Raw genomic sequence first — 680 nt, 5'->3', positions numbered from 1 at the left:
TGGGCCTCGCAGGGCGTCTGGGCCCGAGTGCTCGAGACGGTGCAGTCGCTGACTCACCAGCGCGGGGAGCTGGACTGGGTCGCCTCGATCGACTCGACGATCGTGCGCGTGCATCAGCATGGTGCGACCTTGCCCCGGAGCACAGGGGGCTGAATCGAACTACAAGAAGTTCGGCGCTGAGCCGGCCGATCATGCCATCGGCCGCTCGCGTGGCGGGCTGACGACCAAGATCCATCTGGCAAGTGACGGCAGAGGACGGGCGCTGGGGTTCGTGCTCACTGGCGGGCAGGTCGCCGACACCAGTCTGCTGGCCGAGACTCTCAGCGAGATCCGCGTGGCTGGAGCCAGAGGCAGGCCGCGATCGCGCCCGCGACGGGTGATCGCTGACAAGGGCTACCCCTCGAAGAAGAACAGGGCCTGGCTGCGCAGCCGCGGCATCGCGGCCACCATCCCCGAACGTGCCGATCAGGTCGCTCATCGTCGGCGCAGACCTGGGCGGCCGATCGACTTCGGCGATGAGCAGCAGGCCCGATACAAGGGTCGCAACGTCGTCGAACGATGTTTCAACCGGCTCAAGCAGTGGCGCGGGATCGCTGCACGAACGGATAAGACTGCCCGGAACTTCCACGCTGGGCTCTGCCTCGCAGCGACTCTGCAATGGGTTTAGCAACACGCCCTAG

1 protein-coding gene is annotated in these 680 nt (G+C 66.5%); it reads left to right on the top strand.

What is annotated here, in order from left to right; all coding sequences use genetic code 11:
* Window positions 1-118: 118 nt before the first annotated feature.
* Window positions 119-667 carry an IS5 family transposase gene (locus SD455_RS16640; protein ID WP_445508750.1) on the top strand — a complete coding sequence of 183 codons (549 nt, stop codon included), beginning with the start codon at window positions 119-121 and terminating at the stop codon, window positions 665-667.
* The last annotated feature ends 13 nt before the right edge of the window (window positions 668-680 follow it).

The organism is Nesterenkonia sp. K-15-9-6 (genome assembly GCF_052656005.1).
This window is presented reverse-complemented; position numbering and strand designations above follow the sequence as displayed.